Annotated in this window: 8 protein-coding genes and 1 pseudogene; 3 read left to right on the top strand and 6 right to left on the bottom strand. The window is 68.5% G+C overall.

Annotation, left to right across the window (positions count from 1 at the left end):
• From AC1HIY_RS04335 to AC1HIY_RS04325, 3 genes and pseudogenes are all read right to left on the bottom strand, one after another.
• Positions 1-928, bottom strand: a pseudogene (locus AC1HIY_RS04335) (hypothetical protein); the annotation flags it as partial.
• 347 nt (positions 929-1,275) lie between these two features.
• A complete protein-coding gene (locus AC1HIY_RS04330; protein WP_479575483.1) occupies positions 1,276-2,097 on the bottom strand; it encodes an SDR family oxidoreductase in 822 nt (273 codons plus the stop codon).
• A 120-nt stretch (positions 2,098-2,217) separates the two neighbouring features.
• Complete coding sequence (locus AC1HIY_RS04325) at positions 2,218-3,036, bottom strand: crotonase/enoyl-CoA hydratase family protein (protein ID WP_479575482.1); 819 nt, start codon at positions 3,034-3,036, stop codon at positions 2,218-2,220.
• 185 nt (positions 3,037-3,221) lie between these two features.
• Between AC1HIY_RS04325 and AC1HIY_RS04320 the strand changes: the two genes are divergently transcribed.
• The 3 genes from AC1HIY_RS04320 (at position 3,222) to AC1HIY_RS04310 (ending at position 7,284) form a co-directional block, all read left to right on the top strand.
• A complete protein-coding gene (locus AC1HIY_RS04320; protein WP_479575481.1) occupies positions 3,222-4,634 on the top strand; it encodes an amidase in 1,413 nt (470 codons plus the stop codon).
• Positions 4,635-4,677: 43 nt separating this feature from the next.
• Positions 4,678-5,469, top strand: coding sequence for a glucose 1-dehydrogenase (locus tag AC1HIY_RS04315; RefSeq protein ID WP_479575480.1), 792 nt, complete (start codon positions 4,678-4,680; stop codon positions 5,467-5,469).
• A 114-nt stretch (positions 5,470-5,583) separates the two neighbouring features.
• Positions 5,584-7,284 (top strand): acyl-CoA dehydrogenase family protein, encoded by a 1,701-nt coding sequence (locus AC1HIY_RS04310; RefSeq protein WP_479575479.1) that lies wholly within the window; start codon positions 5,584-5,586, stop codon positions 7,282-7,284.
• A 59-nt stretch (positions 7,285-7,343) separates the two neighbouring features.
• Here AC1HIY_RS04310 and AC1HIY_RS04305 read toward each other — a convergent pair whose 3' ends face one another.
• The 3 genes from AC1HIY_RS04305 to AC1HIY_RS04295 form a co-directional block, all read right to left on the bottom strand.
• Positions 7,344-9,839, bottom strand: coding sequence for an SGNH/GDSL hydrolase family protein (locus tag AC1HIY_RS04305; RefSeq protein ID WP_479575478.1), 2,496 nt, complete (start codon positions 9,837-9,839; stop codon positions 7,344-7,346).
• 85 nt (positions 9,840-9,924) lie between these two features.
• A complete protein-coding gene (locus AC1HIY_RS04300; protein ID WP_479575477.1) occupies positions 9,925-13,905 on the bottom strand; it encodes a non-ribosomal peptide synthetase in 3,981 nt (1,326 codons plus the stop codon).
• Between the two features lie 197 nt (positions 13,906-14,102).
• On the bottom strand, positions 14,103-19,883 hold the full coding sequence (locus AC1HIY_RS04295; RefSeq protein ID WP_479575476.1) for a beta-ketoacyl synthase N-terminal-like domain-containing protein: 5,781 nt from the start codon (positions 19,881-19,883) through the stop codon (positions 14,103-14,105).
• Between the last annotated feature and the right edge of the window lie 13 nt (positions 19,884-19,896).

Raw genomic sequence — 19,896 nt, 5'->3', positions numbered from 1 at the left:
TGAAGTCCTTCCAGTAAATGTTGATCCTGCGCCAGTAGTCGTTGAAACTCGAAGCCAGATAGTAGAGATGATGCGTCTCGGGAAGGTTGAACCCGAAGAGCGCCAGGATGCCGATCACCAGGTGGAATTGTCCCGAGATGCGCAGGTAGAGCAGGTACGTCGCCACCATGTACTGCGCAACCTGCCCGAGCGTCTGCACTTCGGAAGGCGAAGGCACAAAATAATAGTAGACGAGCCGGTAGAGGATCAGGTGGGTGACGCCCCGGAAGATCCAGAGCACCCCTTTCTGATAGATCTCGGCGGCGTCCTTGTCGTAGTACGTGCGCCGGAACGTCTGGTAGTCGACGACGGGAAAAAGGAGGAAACAGACGTTGGGCAAGAGGAAGAAGTAGGAGAGGCGTTCCCAGACGGTGGCCGGTTTGCGCTCGTGCCGGAGGTCGTAGAGGTACACGGCCAGCCGGAACATGAACATCGTGCCGAGGATGGGCAGAATCAGTCCGGCCCATGAGGAGGGGATCCATTCCGCGCGGAACGCCGCCAGCAGCGCGCCGGAGGCGACGACCAGCGCCACGCGCGCGCCGAAGGCGATGGGCAGGTGGCACAGCCCGATCAGCGCCAGCCCGATCCCCACGAGGATGACCGTGTTCACGACGCCGAGCAGCACCCCGATGGCCAGAAGCGAGAGCGCGAGAAAGAAGGGCATCCGCAGACGCATCGGCAGCCAGGCGTGAATCAGAAAGCCCGCAAAAATCACCGGGGTGATCTGGAGAAAGCCCTGGTTCTCTTCGATGCGAAACAGATGGGTCGCCACGAGGACGATGCCCAGTTGAAGGGCGATCAGGAGAAACTTCCCGACCTCGAGATCTGCGCCGAGAAACGAAAAAAATCGCTTCGACGCACGCTCCTGGGGATCGGAATCCTGTTTCATGGCGGTGACAGACATAGGAAGAATCTTCAGGGGCCGGCCGCGGCACACAGTACTTCTCCAGGGCCGGGCGCGATCTTAGAAAAGATCGGGTTCAATGGGTGAACACGAGGGTGGCGATGATAATTCGAGGGTGGCGATGATATTTCCCGACTCCGTACGCTGATCATCAGAATATTCGGCAAGATAGGAGCTTCATTAAGCCGAGGGCGCAGCCCGCCTTCAAAATAACATTAAGATTTACCGGATGCTAAAGGGATATTTAGATTTGAAGGAAAGCACGCGGCGAAGCGCTCATTGTCTGACGGATGCCGCCTCGGCTTTCAGGGTGGCTCCGGGGGAAGATCTGATCAAAGAAAAAAGTCGGGAATGAGTTCCTGACCGGGCTCGACGGCATACCCCGAAAAGTCTTCGACGCCGGCTTCCCGGAGCACCTCTTCGTCCACGAGGAAGCGCCCGGTGAGAGAACGGCTGTCTTGCGTGAAGATCCAGTGCGCGGCGTCGCCCATGATGGCGGGCTTGCGCGACCGGCGGACGACCTCCTCCCCGCCGAGCAGGTTCCGTATTGCCGCCGTGGCGATGGTCGTCTTCGGCCACAGCGCGTTGACCGCGATGCCGTCGGGCCGGAACTCCTCGGCCATTCCGAGCACGCACATGCTCATGCCGAACTTGGACATCGTATAGGCCACGTGCGGCGCGAACCACTTCGGGTCGAGGCTCAGAGGCGGCGACAGGTTGAGGATGTGCGGGTTCTCCGCTTGCTTCAGGTGCGGAATGCAGGCCTGCGAACACGCGAACGTCCCGCGAACGTTCACCTGATGCATCAGATCGAATCGCTTCATCGGCGTCTCGAGCGTCCCCGCCAGGAAGATGGCGCTGGCGTTGTTGACGAGGATGTCGATCCCGCCGAAGCGTTCGACCGCGGCGGCCACGGCGGTGTGGATCTGCTCCTCGTGCCGCACGTCCACGACGCAGGGCAGTGCCTGACCGCCCGCAGCCTCGATCTCTTCCGCTGCCGTATAGATGGTCCCCTCCAGCCTCGGGTGCGGCTCGGCGGTCTTCGCCGCGATGACGACGTTGGCGCCGTCGCGGGCCGCGCGAAGGGCGATGGCTTTCCCGATGCCCCGGCTCCCGCCGGTGACGAACAGGGTCTTTCCTTTTAAATCTGACATATCGGGGGGTTCAATGCGTGGCGCAACGGCGTACGACCGGCGAGAAGATACGTTTCTCTTTCCCGCACGCCATGAGCCTGTTTTCCTATTTCAAGGAGGGTAAAAAAATCCTTCGATCCGTCAGGCGCCGGTAAACTCCGGCGTGCGTTTTTCGAAGAAGGCCGTGACGGCTTCGGCGAGGTCGTTCGAGTGCATGAACGAGGTGTTCCAGAGCGCCACGTACGCCAGCGCGTCCTCGACCGAAAGATGCTCTCCCTGACGGAGCACGGCTTTGATGCCCTGAACGACGAGTGGCGAGTTGTCGGACATCTCCCGGGCCATCCCGCGCGCCGCTGCATGGAGCGACCCGACGTCTTCGTAAAGACCGGTGATCAGACCCATCTCTTTCGCCCGCGTCGCCGTAATATCCTTACCGGTGTATGCGAGTTCCGCCACGTAGCCGGGATTGATGATTTTCGGCAGGCGCTGAAGCGTGCCCAGGTCGGCGACCAGCGCCATGCGGGTCTCGCGCACGGAGAAGATCGCGTCGGCGGAGGCGAGACGGACGTCGCAGGCCGTGATGAGGTCCACGCCCGCGCCGATGCAATAGCCATGCACGGCGGCGAGCACCGGCTTCGGACACGCAGCTACGGAAGAAATGGCCGCCTGAAGGTCCTTGAGCCCGCGATAGAAGTCCATCCGGCCGCGGGCGCCCGCGTCGGCGTCGGGCGGGAGAAGGGCAAAGGCCATCTCTTTGAGATCGAGCCCCACGGTGAAGGCCGGGCCACGCGCAGCCAGGACCACGGCGCGCACCTCGTCGTCGGCGCCGAGCGCGCCCATCGCCTTCGGCAAGTCGGCCCAGAACACGGGCCCGAACGCATTGCGACGCCCGGGACGGTCGAGCCAGAGTGTGGCCACGTGTCCCTCCTTCTCGATGCTCAATACTTCGGAATCAATCATTCTGTCCTCGTTTTCTCTGATGCCCTCGGAAAGGAGCGCGCGCAGAAACACCGGGGAGCGCAGCCCGGGGTGCATACGTCCTTTCCATGCATGATCTTCCAACTCCCGCACGGAAGTTCTAACTTCCCGGCGAATAATCCTAACGAACCTCCCTTTTGCGCCCGAATCGGGCGAGAGGCTTTCCCATGACCGAACTCTGGCAACGCTCCGCCCTCGACCTCGGACGCATGATCGCCGCGAAAGAGGTGCGCGCCGTCGAAGTGCTCGAGGCGGTCCTCGCGCGCGTCGAGGCAGTCAACCCCACGGTGAACGCCGTCGTCACGCGCGCAGAGGAACGAGCGCGCGCGCAGGCCGAAGCGGCCGATGCCGCGGTGATGCGGGGCGAGACGACGGGGCCGCTCCACGGCGTGCCGGTGACCGTCAAGGATCTGACGGACACCGCCGGCGTGCGGACGACCTACGGCTCGACGTTCTTCGCCGACCACGTGCCCGACCGCGACGCCGTGCTCGTCGAGCGGATGAAGGCGGCGGGTTGTGTGCTCTTCGGGAAGACGAACACGCCGGAGTTCGGCGGCAAGTTCGACACGGAGAACCGCCTCTTCGGCGCGACGCGGAACCCGTGGCGGCTCGCGCACAGCCCCGGCGGCTCCTCGGGCGGCGCGGCGGCGGCCGTGGCCACGGGCATGGGACCGATCGCCCACGGCAACGACGGCGGCGGCTCCCTCCGCGTGCCGGCCTCATGCTGCGGCGTCTTTGCCCTCAAGCCCCACTTCGGTCGCGTCCCGTTCTGGCCCCGCTTCGACGGGTGGGCCACGCTCAACCACGAAGGACCCCTCGCACGCTCCGTCTCCGACGCCGCCGCCCTGCTCGACGTGATGGCCGGCCCCGACGACCGCGACCGCCTCAGCCTCCCCCCTGCGCCCGGCCCTTTCCTCGCGGCGTGCGACGGCGCCCTCGACGGCCTCCGCCTCGCGTGGAGCCCGACGCTCGGCTACGGTCGCGTCGACCCCGAGGTGCGCGCCCTGTGCGAAGCCGCCGCCCGCGTGTTCGAAGACCTCGGCGCACACGTCGAGCACGCCTCGCCCGGCCTCGATAAGCCGGAATTCCTTTTCACCGGGACTACGCTCCCGCGCCTCCTCGTACAGTTCGAACGGGACCTGCCCGAAGGCTTTGCCGAACGGCTCGACCCGGACCTCGCGCTCTTCCTCCCCTTCGTCGAGGGCCTCAGCCTTCGCGACGCCATCCGGTGCGAGTTCGGGACGCACGCGATGTGGGACCGGCTCGCGCCGTTCTTCTCGCGGTACGACCTGCTCCTGACGCCCGTCATGGCTGCGCCGCCTCAGCGCTCCGGACAGTTCGGCCCGCAGACGATCGACGGCGAGCCCGTCGAGAGCGCGCTCGAACCGTTTTTCACCTATCCGTTCAACCTGACCGGACAGCCTGCCGCGAGCGTCCCCGCCGGGTTCACCGCAGACGGCCTCCCCGTCGGCCTTCAGATCGTGGGCCGCCGCTTCGACGAAGCCACGGTGCTCCGCGCCGCGGCCCGATATGAAGAGGCGCGCCCGTGGGCCGACCACTGGCCCGGCCTCGCCGCATGAACCCCGACCACCCTTCCCACAAACTCCGACCCGGACCCTTTCCATGAAGCACACACTCCCTCCTTCGTTCGACCTTACCGGCAAAGTCGCCCTCGTCACCGGGGCGAGCCGGGGCATCGGACGGGCCATCGCCGAGGCATATGCACAGGCAGGCGCCAAGGTGGCCCTCGCCAGCCGCAAACAGGACGCCCTCGACGCCGTAGCCGAGACCATCCGGGCCGGCGGCGGCGAGGCCCTTCCCGTAGCGGCGCACACCGGCGACGCCGAAGCCGTCGCCCGCCTCGTCGCCCGCGTCGCCGAGGCCTGGGGTGGCGTGGACATCCTCGTGAACAATGCCGCGACGAACCCCCACTTCGGCCCCATCCTGACCGCCGAAGAGAGTCACTGGGAAAAAACGCTCGACGTGAACGTGAAGGGCTATTTCCGCATGGCAAAGGCGTGCGCCGGGCAGATGCGTGCGCGGGGCGGAGGCAAGATCGTCAACGTGGCCTCGGTGGCCGGGAAGCGCCCGCAGCCGATGATGGGCGTCTATTGCGTCTCGAAGGCCGCCGTGCTCATGCTCACCGAAGTGCTGGCCGTGGAGCTGGCGGAAGATCATATTCAGGTGAACGCGATCATTCCGGGCTTCGTGAAAACGAAATTCAGCCGCGCCATCTGGGACAACCCCGCGCTCAACGAGGCCGTGCTCAAGGCCGTGCCCCAGCACCGCATGGCGATGCCGGAAGAACTGGCGGGACTGGCCCTTTTCCTCGCCTCGTCCGCCTCGGATTTCGTCACCGGCGCCTCGCACGTGATCGACGGGGGGCAGCTCGTGGGCTATCCGCCGGTGGGCTGATCGACCGGCCGTCTCGCCGGATACGGATTTTCTCGGAACAGAGCGGCGCGCCGGAGGTCCTCAACAGACGAGCCGCCGCGCGTGCCTTTCCGCTCACCAGCCCGGACCTGCGCCATGACGTTTCGACAGACGCCCCCCGCCCTCGGCAATCAGTATGACGACGACCGCGTGCTCCGGTCGTACCTCCGCCGCGTGCTCCCCGAGGAGATGCTTCACGAGATCGAGGACGACCTCCGCGAGATGGGCCGTCTCGCCGGGGGGGAATGGTACGCCCTTCAACAGGCCGACCTCCCGAACGAACCCGTCCTGACGCAATGGGATGCATGGGGCGAGCGCGTGGACCGCATCGCCGTGACGCGCGTGTGGACCCGGGCCGAGCGTGAGGCCGCCCGGCGCGGGCTCGTGGCGACGGCGTACGAACGCAAACACGGCGCCTTCTCTCGTCCCCACCAGTTCGCCCTCGCCTACCTCTTCATGCCCTCGACGGACATGTACGGCTGCCCCCTCGCGATGACCGACGGCGCGGCCCGCACGCTCCTCGAAGCCGGGAACGAGGCGCTCATCGCACACGCCGTGCCCCGCCTCACCTCCCGCCATCCCGAACGGTTCTGGACGAGCGGCCAGTGGATGACCGAACTTCCCGGCGGCTCGGACGTGGGGCGCTCCGAGACCGTCGCCCGCCGGGAGGCTGACGGCGTCTGGCGGCTCTACGGCCGAAAGTGGTTCACCTCCGCCGTCACCTCGCAGATGGCGCTGACGCTGGCGCGCCCCGAAGGCAACCCGCCCGGCGGCAAGGGCCTCGCCCTCTTCTATGTAGAGACCCGGGACGAGGACGGCCGGCTGCGGAACATCCGGGTGGACCGGCTCAAAGACAAGCTCGGCACGCGCAAGCTGCCCACGGCCGAGCTCACGCTCGACGGCACGCCCGCCACCCCCGTCGCCGGACTCGACCACGGCGTCCGACGGATCACGCCGATGCTCAACATCACGCGGACGTGGAATGCCGTCACCGCCGTGGCGTACATGCGGCGCGGCCTCGCCCTCGCCCGCGACTACGCCCGGAAGCGCATCGCCTTCGGGGCGCCGCTCGCCCAGCAGCCGCTCCACGTCGACACCCTCGCCGGCCTTCAGGCGGAGTGCGAAGGGGCCTTCCACCTCGCGTTCCGTCTCGCCGAACTCCTCGGGCACGCCGAAGCCGAAATCATCACGGAGGATCACGCCGCGCTCCTCCGCCTCCTCACCCCCATCGCCAAGCTGACCACGGCGCGACAGGCGGTGACCGTCACGAGCGAGGTGCTCGAAGCCTTCGGCGGCGCGGGCTACGTCGAAGACACCGGCCTGCCGGCCCTCCATCGCGATGCGCAGGTGCTCTCCATATGGGAAGGCACGACGAACGTCCTCGCGCTCGACGCGCTCCGCGCCGTCCACACCACGGGCGGTCTCGCCCCGCTCAACGCCGAGATCGAACACTGCGCGGCCGAGGTGCGCGCGCCGGACCTCGCCGAAGCCGTACAGGCGGCGGGGCGGGCGGTCCGCACGGCGGAGTCGTGGCTTGGCGCGGCCATGCGCGCGGGGCGGCCCCTCGTCGAAGCCGGGGCGCGACGCTTCGCCCTCATTCTCGGAAGGGCGCTCGAAACGGCGCTCCTCGCCCGCCATGCCCAGTGGTCGCTCGACCACGAGCGCGACGCCCGCCCCGCCGCCGCCGCCCGACGCTTCGCCTCCCACGGCCTCGATCCGCTCGCCCTCATGCCCCTCGACGACGCCCGCGCCCTCGCCCTCGACGAACCCCTCTCCGTCACCGACCTCGCGACCTGAGGGGCGAGGCATGCCCCCGCGTCATCCTTTGCTCCTCCGCGTCCCGCTCCCGCCTTTTTTCAAAGCCCGAGCACCCCTGCGTTTTCCAGAAGCACCCGGTACAACCGCCGCCCCATGAGCGCGTGTGCTTCCGCATTGGCGTGTAGATCCCACGGCGCGAGGCGAAGCCGCCACGGCTCTTCGACGCCGTCAAAAGCGCCTTCGAGGGTCAGCACGACGAAGCCCATCTCCCGGGCTACGTCCGCCGCCCGCAGGTTGAAGTCCCCCTTCCGCTTGCCGCGCTCGTCCGGAATGTGCAAGCTGAGCAGCCACACCGGCGTGACTCCGTGCGCCCGGCACGCTTTCGCTATCCGCGCATACCCCCAGCGAAGCATCTCGTCGACGAACGGGCGCAGGTGACGCTCCATCTCCGCCCGAGACATCGCGGGCGTCACACCGGCCCGCGCCACCAGATCGTAGAGAAACGGGTAGATGAGTTCGTCCCCGCGCTCGATCCGGCGGGCGAGCATCGAGACGATAAGATCCGGGTTGGCCATGCCCGGCATGAGCAGGGCGTCGGGCTCGAAGGCGAACACCTTCGTCTCAACGACCCGCACGACCTGAAGGAGGCTGTAGCCCGTCACGGAGAAGTTGAGGATCTCGTATCGTTCATGGCTTCCCGGGAAATCGCCGGCATTGAGCATTCGTTCCGCAACGGCTTCGAACGTCTGATCGTTTTCGACGCCCCAGCCCATCTCCGTCGACGCGCCGACCAGGGCGAACCGATACGTGCCGAGCGGCTTCCGAAGCGTATAGTCCCGGTCGCGCATGCCCCACCGGTTCGTTCGCAGGGAAACGCGTTTGAACCGGACCTCTACGGAAGGCAACAATTCGTACCGGAGCAGGTCGCCCGTGTGCCGCCCTGCCCCCGCCTCCACGATGGTGCGTTTCCAGTCGGCGGGCGGGCGTCCGTGCACCTGCCACAGTCCCGCCGTATACGCTCCGGGCGCGAGCAGGCCTTCGTAGTACCCGGGCTCCCCGAGCGTGGCGAGACGCTGGTTGAACCGGTCGCGTTGGAGCGCGGCGAGCGTGTCGAGAGCGGCAGGACCGAGGGGCGTCCAGAGGGCCGGCTGACCGAGCCCGAGGAGGATCACGGCCCCGAGGCTCACCGCAAGCGCCGCGCGCGGCGAGGCGGCCTCTCGCTCATCGAAGGTGAAACGAAGGCCCCGGCTGCCGAGCCATTGCGCCGCCGTGCCGAGACCCACGAGCGCCGCCGCCACGAGCGCGAGCGAGGCATAGTCGCCCGCATCGCCCGAGACGCCCCGCGCCATGACGTCTAAAAAGACGTCCAGGGAGGCGCTCGCCTCCAGCGTCCACAACGTCGCGACCACCGTGAAGACGCCGAGCACCCGAAGGGCCCGCAGGAGCGCCGTGCGAAACGCGAAGCCGTCCGGAGCGCGCGCGCGCCGCCGCCCTCGCCTGAGTTCATACACCGCGTTGCCCGCCACGAGCGCCGCGAAAATCCCCCAGAAAAGTGCGTCGGTGAGGCGCACGGGCGCCTCGCCCCGGAGCCAGAACCATTGATACGCGTGCAGCGCCCACGACGCCGCAAAGACGAACAACACGGCCCCCGTCACGGCCCCCGCCGCGCCGAAGCGCCTCAGACGCACGAACGCCGGAAAGAAGAAGAGCTTGCTCATGAAGTCCCTCCAGTACACATTGAGCCGACGCCAGAGATCCGTGAACGATGAAGCGAGCGCATAGCGCCGGAACACCGGCGGGAGGTCGAATCCGAAGAGCGCGAGGAGCCCCGTGGAGCAATGGAAGAGACCCGATATGCGGAGAAGCAGCAGGTACGTGCCCGCGACGTACAATGCGAGCGTACCCGGCCCTTCCACCGCGGACGGGTCCGGAACGACGTAGAGGTAAACGACGCGGTACAAAAGCAGGTGCGTCACTCCGCGAAACATCCGAAAGACCCCCTTCTGATAGATCTCGGAGGCATCGTCGCGGTCGTAATAGGTGCGGAGGAAGGCCCGGTAATCGACGACCGGGAAAAGCGGGGAACTCACGTTCGGCAACAGGAAGAAGTATGCGAGGCGCGCCCCCCACGAGGCCGGCATCTTCTCGCGCCGGAGGTCGTGGAGGTAGATCATGACGCGGAACATGAACAGCCCCGCGAGCAGCGGAAGGACGACCGTGGGCAGGGCTTCCCATCCGGGCACGACGATCCACCCCGCGCGCACGGCTGCCAGGGTCCCGCCCGCCGCCGCAACCAGGCCCACCCGCACCGCAAACGGGACGGGCGCGTGGCAGAGCGCGAGCAAGCCCACCCCGAGCACGATCAGCCCTACGGCCTGTAGGAAACCCAGAAGCGCCCCGAGCGCCGCGAAGGAGAGCAGCACGAAAAACGGAAGCCGCCACCGCCCCGGGAGCCACGTGTGCACGAGAAAGCCGGCGAAAATCACCGGCAGGATCTCCTGAAACCCGTACATCTCCTCAACACGATACACGCGCGTCACCCCGAGCACCAGCGCCAGTTGCGCCGTCAGATATGCGAATTTGCTTCGACTCAACGGGATGACGGCTGTTTGAAGGCAAGGCGACCGATGCGCGGCTTCGGACGTCGCCCGCGGGGGTCCGCGCTTCGTCCGGCCCGGCTCAGGCCATGAGGGATTTCAAGGTTTGCGCCACCGCGCCCACGAACGGCTCGTCGAGCAGGCGATGCGGCCCTTCCAGGTCGTGTGTCTCCACGCCTTCCATCGCACAGGTGTTCCAACCGAGGTCGTCGGGGAAGTCGCGCATGCGGCTGCTCCGAAAGAGCACGATCCGCCCGGGATACGGCCCGGGTTCATGAGCGCGAAGGAGGTTCCGATAGGTTTCCATGAGATACGCAAAGTTAAGCCGCTGCGGGACGGGCCGCCCGGCCTGCAAAAAAGCGCGCGCCATCGCAAAAAACAACCGTCGCCGATGCCGCCGATACCGGTTCCGCACCTTGTCCCGCAGCCGGTCCCACAGATCACGCTCTCCCGCCGCCCGGATGCCTTCGAGACGCGCGCCATAGGCTTCGATCAGGGAGATCCGGTCTTTCGGTCGGGGCAACGCCGGACTGATGCCGTCGATGAAGGCGAGCAGCCCGACGGATTCGCCCTCGGCCCGGAGCCTCCGCGCCATCTCCAGGACGATGCGGCTGCCGAGGCAGAAGCTGAGGAGGTGATACGGCCCGCGCGGTTGGAGCCGCCGCACTTCGGCGAGGTAGGTCGCCGCCATCTCTTCTACGCTCGTGAACGTGACGCCGCGTCCGTCGAGGCCCTGTCCCTGGATGCCGTAGACCGGCTGATCCGGCCCGAGTCGCCGGGCCAGCGCGCCGTAGAGCAACACGTTGCCCCCGAGGTTGTGCACGCAGAAGAGCGGCGGCTTCGTCCCGGTCGTCTGGATGGGCACGAGATGTTTCCAGCCCGCTCCGGGGTCCGGACCGGCCTGGAGCCTCTGCGCCAGGCGGGCCACCGTCGGCGCTTCGAAGACGGCGGCGAGCGGCAGCCGCCTGCCCATGCGCGCCTCCACACGCGCGAGCATCTCGACGGCGCGGAGGGAGTGCCCGCCGAGCGCGAAAAAGTCGTCCTCGACGCCGATGCGCGCTTTCCCCAGCACCTCCGCCCACAGCGCGGCGAGAACCCGCTCGGTTTCGTTCCGGGGCGCGACCCACCCGCGCTTCGGCTCGGAGTGAGCCGCGCCGGGCGCCGGCAGGGCGCGCCGGTCCACCTTGCCGCTCGGCGTCTGCGGCAGCGCATCGAGGACGACGATATCCGAGGGGATCATGAACGCCGGCAGGCGCTCCCGGAGGTGCTCCCGAAGATCGGCTTCGCGCCCCTCCTCACCCGTCACGTACGCCGCGAGCCGCCGGTCCCCCGGGCGATCTTCACGCACCGTCGCCGCCGCCTCGCGCACCGCCGGGTGCTGCCGAAGCGCCGCCTCCACCTCGCCGAGTTCGATGCGATAGCCCCGCACCTTCACCTGATGATCGACGCGTCCGGCGAAGAGGATCGTCCCGTCCGGTCGGAAGCGCGCGCGGTCGCCCGTGCGAAAGAGCCGCGCGCCCGGCGTCTCCGAGAACGGGTCGGGCACGAAGCGCTCGGCCGTCCGTTGCGGGCGTCGGAGGTAGCCCTTCGCCAGCCCCGCGCCGCCGACGTACAGCTCTCCGGTCACGCCGACGGGAACGGGCCGGCCGTGCGCGTCAAGGACGTACGCCGTGGTGTTGTCGATGGGCCGTCCCAGGGGCACGCCGCCCCGCACGTCGCGCCCCCGCGTGTCGAAAAACAGCACGTCCGCCGCCACCTCGGAAGAGCCGTAGAGGTTGAGCAAGGTCGCCCCGGGATGGCTCGCGTAAAACCGCTCGACGAGATCCGGCGTGAGCGTCTCCCCACTCGAGACCCACAGCCGCAGACGCGGCACGCGCGCGGCGAGGTCGGACTCGGCGTCGAGGAGGACGCGGAGGAGCGAGGGCACGAGCACGAGCCGCGTCACCGCCCGGGCCGCGAGCGTATCGAGCAGACGATGCGGATCCCGCACCCCGGCCTCCGGGATCACCACGACCGGCACGCCCCGGAGCACCGGCCCGAAGAGCTCCCACACCGAATCCACGAAGCTGATCGAGGTCTTCTGCGCGCACACTTCCCCCGCCTCGAACGGGTACGCTTTCCACATCCAGTGGAACCGGTTGACCGCCCCGCGATGCGTGCCCACGACGCCTTTGGGCCGACCCGTCGAGCCGGACGTGTAGATCACATACGCGGCGTCTTCGGGCGAGAGGGCGACGCCGGGGTCGGCGACGGGATCGGCTTCGGCGAGAGCCTCCGCGTCGAGCCGGAGGGTCGGAGCGTCGTGTGGGGGAAGCGCCGTTTCGAGCGTGGCGCGGGTGACGAGCGCCGCGGGGCGAGCATCATCGAGCATGAAACGGAGGCGTGCCTTCGGATAGCCGGGATCGAGCGGAAGGTACGCGGCGCCCGCCTTGAGGACACCGAGGAGCGCCGCCACCGTCTCCGCCGAACGAGGCAGGCAGACGCCCACCACGTCGCCGCGCCGCACGCCTCGCTTCCCGAGCGCGTGCGCGATCCGGTTGGCCCGGGCGTTCAGTTCGGCGAAGGTGACCGCGCCCGCGTCGTCGCGGACGGCCACGGCGGCGGGCGTACGGGCCGCCTGCGCCTCGAAGAGGGTATGGATGCACCGATCCGCCGGATAGTCCGCCGCCGTCTCGTTCCACGTATGGACGATGCGCCGGCGCTCGTCCGTGCGCAGAAGCGGAAGTTCGGACAGACGCGCCTCCGGATCGGCTACGGCCGCGGCGAGGAGGGTCTCGAAATGCCCGGCCATACGGTCGATGCTTTCCGGGTCGAAGAGGTCGGCGTCGTATTCCCAGAACCCGCTCATCCCCTGCGCATCGGGGCGGATGAGCACCGTGAGGTCGAACTTCGCCCCGGCGTTCCCCACGTCGAGGCGGGTGACGCGCAGCCCCGGCAACTCCATGGGAAACGAGGGCATGTTCTGCCATCCGAAGAGCACCTGAACGAGCGGGCTCCGGTCGAGCCGCCGGTCCCGGGCGAACGCCTCGACGAGCCGCTCGAAGGGGACCTCCTGATGATCGTATGCCGCCAGCGCCTCGTCGCGCACGCGGCGGAGCAACGCGCGAAACGTCGGGTCTCCCGAGCAATCGATCCGAAGCACGAGCGTGTTGACGAAAAAGCCGATGAGCCCTTCGACGTCGGCGCTCCGCCGGTTGGCGATGGGCGACCCGAGGAGCATCTCGCCGGCCCCCGTATACCGGTGAAGGAGCGTCGCAAAAGCCGCGAGAAGCGTCATGTACATGGTGGCGCGCTCGCGGCGGCTGAAGTCCGAGAGCGCTCCGGTGAGCGTCGGCGGCAGCCGCATCCACCGGCGCCCTCCCCGATAGCTCTTCTCCCGGGGCCTCGGGCGGTCGCGGGGAAGGTCGAGCACCGTCGGCGCGCCGGTGAGCCGTCGACGCCAGTGCGCCATCATCCGCTCGATCTCGGCCTCGGCTTCGGGCGAGCGTTGCCGCCGCGCAACGTCGGCGTACTGCAGAGGCAACGGCGCCAGGGGCGAGGGGCGTCCCTCGACGAAGGCCGCATAGCACGCGCACAACTCCCGCATGAACACCCCCGACGACCATCCGTCCGAGACGATGTGATGCGTCACGACGAGGAGCACACGCGTCTCTTCGCCGAGACGGAAGAGCCGGACCCGAAGGAGCGGTCCCGTCGCCGGATCGAACGGCTCCGCAATGACCGCGTCCATGCGCGTTTCGAGCGTCTCCGGCGCGTCCCGCAGGTCGATCTCCGGAACGTCGAACGTGAGCGCGGGCGCGACGACCTGCCCCGGCACGCCGTCGACGAGCGGGAAGGTGGTGCGCAAGACCTCGTGTCGCCGGATGATCTCGTTCACACTCCGCCGGAGCGCCGCCGCGTCGAGGCATCCTTCGAGACGGAATGCGAGCGGGATGTGGTACGCCGTGCTGCCGGGTTCGAGCCGGTGGAGCACCCACAGCCGCTCCTGCGCGTGCGAGAGCGGCGCCGTCTTCGGAGGCGTGCGCATCGCCACGGGTGGTATGTCCGATTGGTCGGCAGGCATGATAACGCGGGCTGAGGGAGGGGCATTTACCCCGTGGGTTCGCCGGTGTCGTCCCGATGGTCGCCCCGGGAACGCGGTTCGGCAAGAGCCGATGACGCGAGGCCCGGACGAAGGCATCGTCTTCGGAGCGACGCGTCCTTCAAAACGAAGGATCGTGCTCCGCATACGAACCCCCTCCCGATGATACGCCGTCCGGCTTACCGCCCCCGTTCCGCGCCTTTCTCCTCCGAGAGCGGATAGCCCATCGCCTCGGCCGTCCGACGGGCCGCTTCGCCGAGCGGGCGCGGCAAACGGACGCGTTTCCACTTGTCGGCAAGGCTCGCGATAATGCCGGTGTGCCGGAAAATGTTGGGGTCGCCGGGCCCCCCGAACATTTCGCTGTGCGCATACGGATGGAGCATCCCCTCTTCGAAGGACAGTCCGAGGAACGCGCACACCGCCCGCATGACCGCCTCCGGCGTGCGGACGAGGTCCTCGTATTTCACCCGAAGGTACCGCTCCTCAGGTAGTTTTTCAGCGAGCTTGAGGATGTTGTGGTTCATCCGGGTCCAGTAAGCTTCGGCGATGGCGAACGGGTCGCCGGTGTCGCCTCGCACACGGTCGAAGCGGGCGCGCACGAAGGAGTCGATGACCGCATACGGATGGCGCACGAGGTGAACGTATCTCGGAGCGTCGAAGAGGGTCTCGGCGCGATCGAGCGTCTCCACGCGGAGCGCGTTCGAGGGCGTCTTGTCCACGAGCACGCGGTCGCTGAGGCGAGCCTGCATCATACGAAAGACCTCCGCCGTCGGGCGCGCCTCCGCCACGAGCCGGTTCACGAGGGTCTCGGCGTCGGCGCGCGTCGTCTCCAGGAGCGTGGTGAGGGCCATGACGAGCCCTTCGTGCGGCATGAGGATGTCGCGGTCCTCACTCCACGACCGCATGTCCATGTGGCCGAGGAGGTTCAGTTCGGGGGGGCAAAAGAGGCGGGAATGGGCCGAGAGCATCAGCCGGAAGAGCGTCGAGCCGGAACGCGGGGCGGAGAGCACGAAAGCCACGTCGGGGATCGGGTTCCGCGGGCTCGTCTCCGTCGTCTCGAAGTGGGGGCCGGGAGACAGACTCGGCGCGTCAGCCTTCGAGGGCGGCGCCCCGCCCACGAGCACGGCCAGCCGCTCCCATTCGTCGCACACGAAGCGGGCGAGCGAAGCCAGTGACGGATGCGCCCGCACCTCGGTGCGATAAAGCGTGAGGTCGAGGTATTCCTTGAGCGTCCACGTCACGTGCTCGGCGATGGCGTCGCGGTCGAAGGCGGAGAGGTCGCCGTCCGGAGGGAGCGCGTCGGGGGCCAGACCGAGGGCCTCGGCCACGCGCTGCCGGAGATAGGCTTCGAGGAGGGCCGTCCGTGCCCCGGGGGCCGCCCTTTCGAGCCGCTCGCGGAGGGGCCGACGCGCCTCGGCCGCTTCGGCGGCAGCTTCCTCGGGGTACGCCTCGGCGATCCGCGCCGCCAGCCCCGCCGCCGTCGGATGATCGAAGAGGCTTCGAAGCGACAGCTCCGCCCGCTCATAGCGCCGGCGCAAACGGTTGTTCAATTGCGTCGCCAGAAGCGAGTTGCCCCCGAGGTCGAAAAAGTCATCGTCCCGTCCCACCGTGTCCACCCCGAGCAACTGCCCCATCGTCTCGGCCACCACCCGCTCGATCTCCGTGCGCGGCGCCTCCGACGACGCGGGCTCGGGCATCGGCGTCCCGGAAGGTGCGGCGGCCCCGGGCTCCGCCGCCTCGAACGCGGCATCGAGCGTGGCGGAGCGGTGCTCTTCGGCCCGCTCCGTGAAGTCATACGTCGAGACGAGCACCTGCGGCAGACCGGCGGCGAGCGCGCGGCGAAAGACCTCGACGCCCTCCCCGTTCGTGAGCGCGTTTCGGAGCATCGCCTCCCGGCGGGCGCGCATCGGTCCGGGGATCTCCGTGTTGACCCCCATGCCGACCTCGCCCCACGCCTCCCAGTCCACGGCCACGGTGAACGGACCACCCGAGGCACGGCGGGCGTGCGCAAAGGCGTCCATGAAAGCGTTCGCGGCGGCATAGTCCGCCTGCCCGACCTCGCCGAGCGCCGCGACGAAGGACGAGCACAGGAGCACGAAGTCGGGATCGTCGTCGCGTACGAGGGCGTCGAGGATGCGTGCGCCGCGCACTTTCGGGCGAAGGACGGCGGCGGCCGCCTCGGGCGTGTTCGCGAACATCATGCGCTCGCCCCGCACACCCGCCGCGTGGACGACGCCGTGGACCGCGCCGAAACGCGCTTTCGCCGCCGCGTAGGCCGTCCGCATCGCCGCCGCGTCGGAAGCGTCGGCGGCGAGCACGAGCGTCTCGGCCCCCCGCGCTTCGAGCGTTCGCACGCGCTCGATCTTCCGGATCACCTCCGCATCCCCGCCCTGTGCGACGATCTCGTCCCACGCCTCGCGCGGCGGCAGCCCCGACCGGCTCGTGAGCACGAGACGCGCGCGGAGCGTCCCGGCGAGATATCCGGCGAGCACGCTCCCGATGCCGCCCATCCCGCCCGTGATGAGATACACGCCCCGCTCCCGGAGGCGCGGCGTCCCGGCCACGGCGTCGAGACGGACCGGCTCGTAGGCCTCCACCCACCGATGCCGGCCGCGATACGCGACCACCTCCGCCGCCGCATCCGTCGCCGCCTCGGCGATCACCCGGTCCGCCTCCGACGGGCCAAAGACGCCCCCCTCGGGCACGACGAGGTCCACACACCGCGCCGTGACGCCGGGAAACTCTTTCGGCAACGTGCGGACCGGGCCGAGCACCGTGGCTTTTTCGGGATGAAGGGCCTGCTCCTCCCCCGTCACGTCGAAGAGGTTCGTCGTCACGACGGTGAGATCCATCCGGGGGATGCGATCGTGGTCGGCAAGCGCGTGGGCAAAGGCGAGGAGGTGGTTGAAATGCGCGAAGGGTGCGTCGTCGGTCGCCGCCTCGCCCACGGCCCACAGATCGAGGATGCGTTTCGGGAGGCCGTCCCCCTTGCGAAGCGCGCGGAAGAGCCGCACGTAATCCCCGGCGTTGCCGGGTCGGATCGTGAAGACGCGCTCGTCGTCGCGGGCGAAGGCTTTGCCGGGCTGCACGCGCACGATGCGTTGCCCCTGCGCGAAGAGCCGCATGAGCGCGGCGCTCCCCAGGCCATGCGCATCGGTGAAGACGAGCCATCGTTCCGGCGCTTCGAGCGCGCGCGTCGTTCTCGGCTGCCGCCGCCAGGAGGGCGCATAAAACCACGTCGCCGGATCGGTCCTTTTCCCGGCTTCGGGAACGGCCGCCCCGTCCTTCGGCTTCGCCGTCGCGGCCGCCGCTTGCGCCGGCTCGACCCGGTGACGCTCGCCCGCAAACGGATAGGTCGGGAGCGGGATGCGGCGGCGTTTTTCGTGCGCAAAGAAGCCGGCGGGATCCACCGGCACGCCCGCCGTCCACAGCCGGGCCACGGCGTCGAGGAGGAAAGCCTCGTCCGGGGTCTCGTCGCGGGGAGGCCGCATCGAGGCCAGGAGGTGGCGCTTGCTCGCCTCCGGCCATCCTCCGAGCGCCGCCATCGTCCGCCACGGCCCGACTTCGAGGAACACGCGGGCGGGGTCGGCCATGAGCGTCTCCAGTCCGTCTTTGAACCGCACCGTGTTCCGGACGTGCCGCGCCCAGTACGCCGGGTCCGTGGCTTCATCGTCGGTGATCCACGTGCCGGTGAGGTTCGAGATGAAGGGGATCTGCGGCGGGTGGAGCGTCATCGCGCGAAGCCGTTCCGTGAGTTCCGAGAGCATCGGCTCCATCATGGCCGAGTGGAAGGCGTGGGACGTGCGGAGGCGGGAGCAGGCGACTCCCGCGGCCTCGAGCCTTGCCTCGAGCGCCGCCACGGCCTCGTGCGGTCCCGAGAGGACGCACTGTTCGGGAGCGTTCACGACGGCAAGCGAGAGCGGCTCGTCGACGAAGGCCCGCGCCTCTTCTTCGGGCAGAAGGACGGCGAGCATCGCTCCGGAGGGCAACGCTTCCATCATCCGTCCCCGCGCGGCGACGAAGGCGAGGGCGTCGTCGAGTGAGAAGACGCCGGCGAGACACGCCGCCACCGTCTCGCCGATGCTGTGCCCGGTCATCGCCTCGGGTTGCACGCCCCACGACATCCACAACCGCGCCAGCGCATATTCGACGGTGAAGAGGGCGGGCTGCGTGAGGCCGGTGCGTCGAAGCCTCTCGGCCGTCGCATCCTCCGCGCCTTCGGACGGGAAAAGGATCGTGCGGAGGTCGAAGCCGAGGTGCGCTTCGAGGCGCTCCGCGCACGCATCCACGTGCCGGCGGAAGACCGGCTCGGTCTCGTACAGCCCCCGCCCCATGTTCGGGTACTGCGCCCCCTGTCCCGGAAAGATGAAGGCGACCGGCGGCGGCTCTTCCGGCGCTTCGCCCGAGCGTGCGTCGCCCGCTTCGAGCGCGGCGACGGCCTCCGCCCCGCACCGCGCCACGACCGCCCGGCGGTGCACGAAGGCTTTCCGTCCGACCCGGAGCGTGTATGCGGCGTCGGCGAGCGAGACTTCAGGGTTTTCTTTAAGGAAAGCCGCCAACCGTCGGCTCATCACGTCGAGAGCCGTCTCCGTCCCGGCGGAATACATGAGGACCTGATACGGACGCGAGGGCGCGGGGGGCGGCGGCTCCGGTGCTTCTTCGAGGACGAGGTGGACGTTCGTTCCGCCGATGCCGAAGGAGCTCACGCCCGCGCGGCGCGGGAAGGCGCCCGTCTCCCACGGACGAAGCGCGGCGTTGACGTAGAACGGCGTGTTCTCGAAGTCGATGTTCGGATTGGGCGTCTCGAAATGGAGGCTCGGTGGCAGTTCCCGGTGATGGAGTGCGAGGACCGTTTTGAGCAGGCCCGCCACGCCCGCCGCCGCGTCGAGGTGCCCGACGTTCGTCTTCACCGATCCGATGGCGCAATAGCCTTTCTCTTCGGTGTCGAAAGCCTGCGTGAGCGCGGCGATCTCGATGGGGTCGCCGAGGGCGGTGCCGGTGCCGTGTGCCTCGACGTACGTCACCGTCTCGGGCGGGACCTCGGCCAGCGCCAGCGCCGTGGCGACGACCTCCGCCTGCCCCCGAACGCTCGGCGCCGTATAGCCCACCTTCGCGGCGCCGTCGTTGTTGACCGCCGCGCCTTTGATCACGGCGAAGACCGTGTCGCCGTCGGCGAGGGCTTCGTCGAGGCGTTTGAGCACGACGATGCCGACGCCGTTGCCGAAGACGGTGCCCCGCGCCTGCGCATCGAAGGCGCGGCAGTGGCCGTCGGGCGAGAAGATGCCGTCGGGCACGAAGCGATAGCCTCGCGCCTGCGGCACACGTACGGAGACGCCCCCGGCGAGCGCCAGGTCGCACGCATACGTCAGCAGGCTCCGGCACGCCTCGGCCACGGCTACGAGCGAGGTGGCGCACGCGGCGTGCACGGCCACACTCGGCCCCCGAAGGTCGAGTTCGTACGAGACCCGGGTGGCGAGGTACTCCGGCCCATTGCCGATGATCACCGAGAGGTCGTTCATGTGCGGCAAGAAGTCCCGTCCCGCGAAGAGGTTGTTCAACAGGTACGTGTTCAGGCTCACCCCCGCATAGACGCCGACGGCTCCCTCATACCGTGCGGGATCGTATCCCGCGTGCTCGAGCGCCGCCCACGCCCCTTCGAGGAACACGCGGTGCTGCGGGTCCATGCGGGCCGCTTCACGAGGCGGGTATCCGAAGAAAGCCGCATCGAACCGTTCGGCATCTTCGAGAACCCCGCCCGCCTTCACGTAATCGGGGGCACGCACCGCCTCGGGCGGGATGCCGGCCTCGATCAATGCTTCCTCCGAGAAGAAGGTGATCCCTTCGACGCCGTCGCGGAGGTTCCGCCAGAATGCATCGAGGTCGTTCGCGCCGGGAAAACGCCCGTGCATGCCGATGATGGCAATCCCGTCCATCGATTCTTCGGTCCGGTGGTGAGTCATTTGCGGGTTCGAG

The organism is Rhodocaloribacter sp., from assembly GCF_056451265.1.
Note: the sequence above shows the minus strand (reverse complement) of the source record. Positions and strands in the feature narration are given on the sequence as shown.